Raw genomic sequence first — 8,468 nt, 5'->3', positions numbered from 1 at the left:
ATAGAGCGGGCCGAAAACATGGCGCGCCTCGTCGATGCCGGCCTGCGCATGGCGCTGACGCGCACGCAGAACGCGTCAGAGGAATGGAATTCGGTGCTGCTCAGCGCCGGCTCCGACTATGCGTTCTCACAGAAATACCAGGACTATACCGCTGCCAACGTCTCCGACTTCCTGCTGCGCGACACCTCGAACCCGTCGAGCACGATGTCGTCGATCGAGACGGCACGCAACAATGCCCGCATGGTGCGAACGGCGCTGACGCGCGAGACCTGGGAAAGCATCAACGAAGCCTGGATGTCGCTGAAGCGCATGCTGGCGAGGCCGATCGACGAGCGCGACCTGCCGACGGTGCTCGATGCCATCAAGCGCGAGACGGCTCTGATCCGCGGCTCGTTCTACGGCACGATGCTGCGCAACGAAATCTTCGATTTCTCGCAGCTCGGCACCTATGTCGAGCGCGCCGACAACACGGCGCGCATCCTCGACGTGAAGTATTATGTGCTGTTGCCTTCGCTGTCTTGGGTCGGCTCGACGCTGGACAATTACCAGTGGGAGTCGATCCTGCGCTCGGTGTCGGCGCATCGCTCCTATCGCTGGGTTTATGAGGCCGACTACAAGCCGACGAATATCGCGGACTATCTGATCCTCAATGTGCGCATGCCGCGCTCGCTGACCTTCTGCTATCGCTTCCTCGGCGAGCACCTGAAATTCCTCGCCGACGACTATGGCGAGCGCCATGCTTGCCACGCCACGGCCGAGAAGATTCAGGCGCTGCTCAATAGAGGCTCGATCAAGGACATATTCGATCACGGCTTGCACGAGTTCCTGGCCGAGTTCATTCGCGACAACACCAGGCTGGGCGACGAGATCGCCCAGGATTACCGGTTCCATTGAGCGGGGCTGAGGGCGGGCGTCATGCGGCTCAAGATCACCCATCGCACCGAGTACCGCTACGATGCGCCGGTGCAATATCTGCTGCAGCGGCTGCGCCTGCTGCCCCTGAGCGGGCGTACGCAGACCGTCGGCTCCTGGGCGATCAAGGTCGAAGGCGCACGCGAGGAGGTGCGCTTTACCGATCATTTCGGCAACGACACGCGGCTGGTGAGCGCTGAGAGCGGCCACACCGCCATCGTCGTCGAGGCGCGGGGAGAGGTGACGACGCATGACACGGCGGGCGTGACGGGCCCGCATCAAGGCTACGCGCCGCTCTGGCTGTTCGCGCAGCAGACGCCGCTCACCGCCGCCGGCGACGGTATTCGTGAACTGGCCGGCAAGGTCGGGCAGGGGACGGAGATCGAGCGGCTCCACGCGCTGATGGGCGCGATCCGCGAACGTGTTGCCTACAAGCCAGGCGCGACCAGCGTCGTGACGCCGGCCGAAGAGGCCCTGGCGCTCAAATCCGGCGTCTGCCAGGACCACAGCCATATCTTCATCGCCGCGGCCGTCGCGCTTGGCTTTCCGGCCCGCTATATAAGCGGCTATCTGATGATGGATGCCGACGTCGAGCAGGCCGCCAGCCATGCCTGGGCCGAGGCCTATGTCGTAGGGCTCGGATGGGTTGCCTTTGATCCGGCCAACGGTATTTCTCCCGACGAACGCTATGTGCGGGTGGCGACGGGGCGCGACTATCGCGACGCCTCGCCTGTCTCGGGGATACTGCTGGGGCAGGCGCAAGAGAAGCTTGCCGTCACCGTCACGGTAGAGCAGTAATTTCCGACGAGATTCGCTGTTAAAGAAGAATCATGACCTATTGCGTCGGCCTCAAGATCGATCGCGGGCTCGTGTTCATGTCGGACACGCGCACCAATGCCGGCATGGATTCGATCTCGACCTTCAAGAAAATGCACGTCTGGGAAGAGCCTGGCGAGCGCGTGATCGTGCTGATGTCGGCGGGCAACCTGGCCACGACGCAAGCCGTGGTCAGCCTGCTCGACGAGCGCAACAAGGCCGTTGGCGACCGTCATCCGAAGCTGCTCGAGACGCCGTCCATGTACCAGACGGTGCGGCTCGTCGGCGATACGGTCAAGGAAGTCATCGAACATGCCTCGCCGAACGGCGACAAGGCGGATTCCTACTTCAACGCCTCCTTCATCCTGGGCGGCCAGATCAAGGGCAGTCCGCCCAGGCTGTTCATGATCTACCCGGAAGGCAATTTCATCGAGTCGACCGATGACACGCCTTTCTTCCAGATCGGCGAGACGAAATACGGCAAGCCGATTATCATCCGTGCCTATGACCGGACAATGGGCCTGGCCGAAACGGTGAAGCTGCTTCTGGTGTCCTTCGACTCGACGCTGAAATCGAACCTTTCGGTCGGGCTGCCGCTCGATCTGCTGTTCCTGGAGAACGACAGCTTCAAGGTCGGGCTCAATAGGCGCATCGGCCAGGACGATCCCTATTACCGCACCATATCCGACGGCTGGTCGAACGCCTTGAAGGCGGCCTTTGCCAGCCTGCCGGATTTTCCCGGTTAGGGTCCGCACGTCGCGGCCGGTTGGGCATTTAGCTGGCTTACCCGCTGCATTGCGGCTGGGGTCGGGAGGATAGATGGACAACGAGACATTCCGCGACTGGTCGAGGCGGGTGGCCGACTGGGGCGTCGATTACCGCGCCGGCCTGCGCGACCGTCCGGTGCGGCCGGCAATCGCGCCGGGCGAGATCTTCCGGAGCATCGAGGCTTCGCCGCCCGAAACGGCCGAACCGATGGAAAGGATCTTCGCCGATTTCGAAGAAAAGATCGTGCCGGGCATGACGCATTGGCAGCATCCGCGCTTCTTCGCCTATTTCCCCGCCAATGCGGCGCCGGTCTCGGTCGTGGCGGAGTATCTGGTCTCGGCGATGGCCGCGCAATGCATGCTGTGGCAGACCTCGCCGGCGGCGACCGAGCTCGAGACGCGCATCGTCGACTGGATGCGCCAAGCGCTTGGCCTACCCGAGGGCCTTTCCGGCGTCATCCAGGATTCAGCCTCGTCGGCGACGCTTGCGGCGGTGCTCACCATGCGCGAGCGGGCGCTCGACTGGCAGGGCAACAAAAAGGGGCTGGCCGGGCAGGGCAAGCTGCGCGTCTATTCCTCCGACCAGGTCCATACCTCGATCGACCGCGCCATCTGGGTCTCAGGCATCGGCGAGGAGAACCTCGTCCGCATCCCGGTCTCAGGACGTTTTCGCGCCATGGATCCGGCCGCGCTTGAGGCCGCAATCGTCGCCGATCGCGCGGCCGGCTTGCTGCCCGCAGGCATCATCGCTTGCGTCGGCGGCACCAGCATTGGCGGCACCGACGACATAGCCGCGGTGGCCGCGGTCGCGGAGCGGCACGGGCTTTACCTGCATGTCGACGCCGCCTGGGCCGGATCGGCGATGATCTGCCCGGAATACCGGCATTTCTGGGCAGGCGTCGAAGGCGCCGATTCCATCGTCTTCAATCCGCATAAGTGGCTCGGTGCGCAGTTCGACTGCTCGATCCAGTTTATTCGCCAGCCGGAAGACCTGGTGCGCACGCTGGCCATAAAGCCGGAGTTTTTGAAGACGTTGGGGCACGACGGCATCATCAACTATTCGGAATGGTCGGTGCCGCTCGGGCGTCGTTTCCGCGCGCTGAAACTCTGGTTCCTGCTGCGGGCCTATGGCCTCGAGGGCTTGCGCGCCATGATTCGCAATCATGTCGCCTGGAGCGAAGGACTGGCAGCGCGGCTCGCCAGGGAAGTGGATTTCGAGCTCGTCAGCGAGCCGATGCTGTCGCTGTTCTCATTCCGGCACAAAGCGCCATCGGGTACCAATCCGGACGAGCACAATCTGCGCTTGGTCAACGCCATCAACACCGACGGCCGCATTTACCTGACGCAAACGCGGGTGGAGGGGCGCGTGGCGATCCGCTTTCAGGCGGGGCAGTTCGAGTCGACGGCGGCCGATGTTGCCGCCGCGTTCGACGTCATAACCGAGATTGCCCGCCGCCCGTCCTGAGGCGGGTGGACGCGTTCCGCGCTGGTTTGCCTTTTGCAATCAGATGATTTTCGTTAGCCGGCTTATACCTTTTCTTCGCTTTCGTTTTCCGATATAGAGGAGAAAAACGAAAATGGAGGGACGCCCGGATGTTTCTTTCGCCACGCCACGCCGAAATCATCCAGATGGCGAAAGACCACGGCCGGGTTCTGGTCGAGGATCTGGCGACGCATTTCAATGTGACGCCGCAGACCATCCGCAAGGACCTCAACGATCTGTGCGATCAGCGGCTGCTCACCCGCATCCATGGCGGCGCGCTGTTCCCGTCCGGCATCGAGAACATGGAATACGAGGCGCGGCGCAAGATCGCGGCCGACGAGAAGGAGGCGATCGGCGGCGCGGCGGCGCGGTTGATCCCGGACAATGCTTCGCTGTTCATCAATATCGGCACCACCACCGAGGCAGTCAGCAAGGCGCTTCTCGACCATAACGGGCTGATGGTCATCACCAATAACATCAATGTTGCCAATAGGATGCGCATCTATCCTACGATCGAGGTGGTGATCGCCGGCGGCGTGGTGCGCGGTTCCGACGGTGGTGTCGTCGGCGAAGCGGCCGTCGATTTCATCCGCCAGTTCAAAGTCGATTATGCCGTCATCGGCGCCTCGGCCATCGATCATGATGGCGCGCTGCTCGACTTCGATTTCCGCGAGGTGAAGGTGGCGCAGGCGATCATAGCCAATGCGCGCCACGTCATCCTGGTCTCCGACCGGACCAAGTTCGAGCGCACGGCGCCGGTCCGGATCGGCCACCTTTCGCAGGTGAATACCTTCATCACCGATCGTTGCGACATCCCCTCGATTCGCCGGATTTGCGAGGAGACCGAGGTCCGGCTGATCGAGACGGCGCTCGAATAGCGGTGCTTCATGGCTGTTTCACGCAGCGATGAAATTTCGTTTGACATTCGCTTTGAGTTCGAAATAATTCCGTCACGGTTTCGTAAAACACAAAAATGGTGCAATGCGAAATCGTTGGAGGAACTTTTGGACACATCCCCGATCCATGACATTTTCGTCATCGGCGGCGGCATCAATGGCTGCGGTATCGCCCGCGACGCCGTTGGCCGCGGATTTTCGGTTTACCTTGCCGAGATGAACGATCTGGCGAGCGGGACGTCCTCCGGCTCGACCAAGCTTATCCATGGCGGGCTTCGCTATCTTGAATTCTACGAGTTCCGGCTGGTGCGCGAAGCGCTGATGGAGCGCGAGGTTCTGTGGAAGAACGCGCCGCACATCATCTGGCCGATGCGCTTCGTCCTGCCTTATGCCAAGGGCCTGAGGCCCGCCTGGCTGATCCGGCTCGGGCTGTTCCTCTACGATCACATCGGCGGGCGCAAGCTGCTGCCTGCGACGAAGACGCTGGACATGGCGAGCGATCCGGCAGGCAAGCCGCTCAAGCCATTGTTCCGCAAGGCTTTCGAATATTCGGATGGTTGGGTCAATGACGCTCGTCTGGTGGCGCTGAACGCTCGTGACGCCGCCGACCGGGGCGCCATCATCCGCACCCGCACCAAGGTCGTCAGCGCGCGCCGCGACGCCTCAATATGGACCGTCAAGGTGCAGAACGTGCTGACCGGCGACACCGAAGAGGTTCGCGCGCGGCTTCTCGTCAACGCCGCCGGCCCGTGGGTCGATCACGTTCTGCAGACAGCCGTCGGCCAGAACGAAGTCCATAATGTCCGTCTTGTCCAAGGCAGCCACATCGTCGTCGCCAAGAAGTTCGACGATCCGCGCGCCTATTTCTTCCAGAACAAGGACGGCCGCATCATCTTCGCCATTCCCTACGAGGAAGAATTCACGCTGATCGGGACAACCGACCGCGACTATCCAGGCGACCCGCACGATGTGAAGATCTCCGACGCTGAGATCGACTATCTGTGCGCTGCGGCAAGCGAATATTTCGCGGTAGCCGTGAAGCGCTCCGACATCGTCTGGACCTATTCGGCGGTGCGTCCGCTCTATGACGACGGCGCTTCCAAGGCGCAGGAAGCGACGCGCGATTATGTGCTGAAGGCCGATGGCGGGGAGGGCGTTGCCCCGCTTGTCAACGCCTTCGGCGGCAAGATCACGACCTTCCGTCGGCTTGCGGAATCGATGCTTGAGAAGATCGAAGGCTTTCTCGGCAAGCGCGGCAAGCCTTGGACGCATGACGCGCCGCTGCCGGGTGGTGATTTTCCCGCCACCGGTTTCGACGCGCAGGTCGCCAGGCTGAAAAAAACCTATCCGTTCCTTGACCAGAGGCTGGCGCGCCGGTTTACGCGGCTCTACGGCACGCGCGCGGAGAAGCTGCTCGGGCTCGCCAAGTCGAATGCCGATCTTGGCCGCAATTTCGGCGCCGATCTTTTCGAGGTGGAGGTTCGCTATCTCGCCGAGAACGAATGGGCGGTCACCGCCGATGACGTGCTGTGGCGCCGCACCAAGCGCGGCCTGCATTTCAGCCGCGAGCAGACGGCGGCACTGGAAGAATTCATGCGAGGGCTGAGCAGCCGTCACGTCGCGGCGGCGGAATGACGATCGACTGCTGAAGCGCAAGGCCGGGAGGAGGCGTGATGCTGGAACTGAGGAACGTGACGAAGACGATCGGTGCGCAGGAGCATATCCGCGACGTGTCGCTGACGCTTCAGCACGGCTCGCTGAATGTTCTGCTGGGACCGACGCTTTCCGGCAAGACCAGCCTGATGCGGCTGATGGCGGGTCTCGACGCGCCGACGTCCGGCTCGGTCTGGTTCGACGGGAAGGACGTTACCGGACAGCCAGTGCAGAAGCGCAACGTCGCCATGGTCTACCAGCAGTTCATCAACTACCCGGCGATGACGGTTTACGAGAACATCGCTTCGCCGCTCAGGGTTGCAGGCGTGGACCAGGCAAGGATCGACAAGGAAGTGCGCAATGCCGCCGCGCTTCTCAAGCTCACGCCTTACCTCGACCGCACCCCGCTCAACCTCTCGGGCGGCCAGCAGCAGCGCACGGCGCTTGCGCGCGCCATCGTCAAGAACGCCAGCCTGGTGCTGCTCGACGAGCCTCTCGCCAATCTCGACTACAAGCTGCGCGAGGAATTGCGCGCCGAATTGCCGAAGATTTTCGCCGCCGCGGGCACGATCTTCGTCTATGCCACCACCGAACCGCACGAGGCGCTTTTGCTGGGCGGCAACACGGCGACACTTTCGGAGGGCCGCGTCACGCAATTCGGACCGACCGTCGAGGTTTTCCGCAAGCCGGTCGACCTGGTGACGGCAAGGACCTTCGCCGACCCGCCGCTCAACACCATCGTGCTCTCCAAAAAGGGCGCGGACTTCCTGCTCGAAGGCGGCGTCAAGCTGCCGGTGCCGCCGGAACTCGCCGGCATTGCGGACGCCAGCTACACGATCGGCTTCCAACCTCATCATTTGTCGCTGGAGCGGCCGAACGCCAGCGCGGTACCGGTGCGTGCCAAGGTCACCATCACCGAGATCACCGGCTCGGAAAGCTTCGTCCATCTCGACTTCGCCGATGCGCGCTGGGTGATGCTTGCGCATGGCATTCTCGACTTCGAGACGGACGACGAGGTCGAGGTGTTCATCGACCCGCGCCACATCCTGGTGTTCGACCACAACGGCCGCGCCGTGACGGCGTCGAAGCTGGCAGCCTGAGGAGGATCAGATGGCGCGCATCGACGTCAATCATATCCGCCACTCCTACCTGCCCAACCCACGGAAGGATTCGGATTTCGCGCTGAAGGAGGTGCATCACACCTTCGAGGATAGCGGCGCCTATGCGCTGCTTGGGCCGTCGGGCTGCGGCAAGACCACCTTGCTCAACATCATTTCGGGATTGCTGCATCCCTCGCACGGCCAGCTTTTGTTCAATGGCAGGGACATCACCAATCTGTCGACGCAGGAGCGCAACATCGCGCAGGTGTTCCAGTTCCCGGTCATCTACGACACCATGACCGTCTACGACAATCTGGCCTTCCCGCTGCGCAACCGTCGCGTGCCGGAGGCGGACGTCGACCGCAAGGTGCGCGAGACGCTCGACATGATCGATCTCGCTTCGCTGGCGAAGAAGAAGGCGCGCGGGCTCACCGCCGACCAGAAGCAGAAGATATCGCTCGGCCGAGGCCTGGTTCGCTCGGACGTCAACGCCATCCTGTTCGACGAGCCGCTGACCGTGATCGACCCGCACATGAAGTGGGTGCTGCGTTCGCAATTGAAGCAACTGCATCGCCGCTTCGGCTACACCATGGTCTATGTCACGCATGACCAGACCGAAGCGCTGACCTTCGCCGACCGCGTCGTGGTCATGTATGACGGCGAGATCGTGCAGATCGGCACGCCGGCCGAACTCTTCGAGCGGCCGCGCCACACTTTCGTCGGTTATTTCATCGGCTCGCCGGGCATGAACGTGCTGCCGGTCGCGCTGGAAGGCAGGACGGCGAAGCTCGGCGCGCAGCGCATCGAGCTTCCGGGCGTGCCCCAGACTGCTACCGGGAAG

General features: G+C 62.6%; 8 protein-coding genes. All 8 read left to right on the top strand.

Annotation, left to right across the window (positions count from 1 at the left end):
- Window positions 1-894: alpha-E domain-containing protein (locus EOA24_RS19060; protein WP_127409975.1), on the top strand; the 894-nt coding region annotated here is incomplete at its 5' end.
- Window positions 895-915: 21 nt separating this feature from the next.
- A complete protein-coding gene (locus tag EOA24_RS19055) occupies window positions 916-1,710 on the top strand; it encodes a transglutaminase family protein (protein ID WP_126082591.1) in 795 nt (264 codons plus the stop codon).
- Window positions 1,711-1,742: 32 nt separating this feature from the next.
- Window positions 1,743-2,474: a peptidase gene (locus EOA24_RS19050; protein ID WP_042642639.1), complete on the top strand. Its 732-nt coding sequence runs from the start codon at window positions 1,743-1,745 to the stop codon at window positions 2,472-2,474.
- A gap of 73 nt (window positions 2,475-2,547) precedes the next feature.
- Window positions 2,548-3,960, top strand: a complete 1,413-nt coding sequence (locus tag EOA24_RS19045; RefSeq protein WP_126082592.1) for an aspartate aminotransferase family protein — start codon at window positions 2,548-2,550, stop codon at window positions 3,958-3,960.
- A 128-nt stretch (window positions 3,961-4,088) separates the two neighbouring features.
- Window positions 4,089-4,856 (top strand): DeoR/GlpR family DNA-binding transcription regulator, encoded by a 768-nt coding sequence (locus EOA24_RS19040; RefSeq protein ID WP_042642634.1) that lies wholly within the window; start codon window positions 4,089-4,091, stop codon window positions 4,854-4,856.
- Window positions 4,857-4,982: 126 nt separating this feature from the next.
- A complete protein-coding gene (gene glpD / locus EOA24_RS19035; protein WP_126082593.1) occupies window positions 4,983-6,509 on the top strand; it encodes a glycerol-3-phosphate dehydrogenase in 1,527 nt (508 codons plus the stop codon).
- 38 nt (window positions 6,510-6,547) lie between these two features.
- Complete coding sequence (locus EOA24_RS19030) at window positions 6,548-7,627, top strand: ABC transporter ATP-binding protein (protein WP_126082594.1); 1,080 nt, start codon at window positions 6,548-6,550, stop codon at window positions 7,625-7,627.
- 10 nt (window positions 7,628-7,637) lie between these two features.
- Window positions 7,638-8,468: ABC transporter ATP-binding protein (locus EOA24_RS19025; protein ID WP_133374550.1), on the top strand; the 831-nt coding region annotated here is incomplete at its 3' end.

The organism is Mesorhizobium sp. M2A.F.Ca.ET.039.01.1.1, from assembly GCF_003998035.1.
Taxonomy (GTDB): domain Bacteria; phylum Pseudomonadota; class Alphaproteobacteria; order Rhizobiales; family Rhizobiaceae; genus Mesorhizobium.
This window is presented reverse-complemented; position numbering and strand designations above follow the sequence as displayed.

Excerpts from the sequence above, each read along its gene's own strand:
- EOA24_RS19055 (WP_126082591.1), top strand. The coding sequence starts at position 916 with ATGCGGCTCAAGATCACCCATCGCACCGAGTACCGCTACGATGCGCCG.
- EOA24_RS19050 (WP_042642639.1), top strand. The coding sequence starts at position 1,743 with ATGACCTATTGCGTCGGCCTCAAGATCGATCGCGGGCTCGTGTTCATG.
- EOA24_RS19045 (WP_126082592.1), top strand. The coding sequence starts at position 2,548 with ATGGACAACGAGACATTCCGCGACTGGTCGAGGCGGGTGGCCGACTGG.
- EOA24_RS19040 (WP_042642634.1), top strand. The coding sequence starts at position 4,089 with ATGTTTCTTTCGCCACGCCACGCCGAAATCATCCAGATGGCGAAAGAC.
- EOA24_RS19030 (WP_126082594.1), top strand. The coding sequence starts at position 6,548 with ATGCTGGAACTGAGGAACGTGACGAAGACGATCGGTGCGCAGGAGCAT.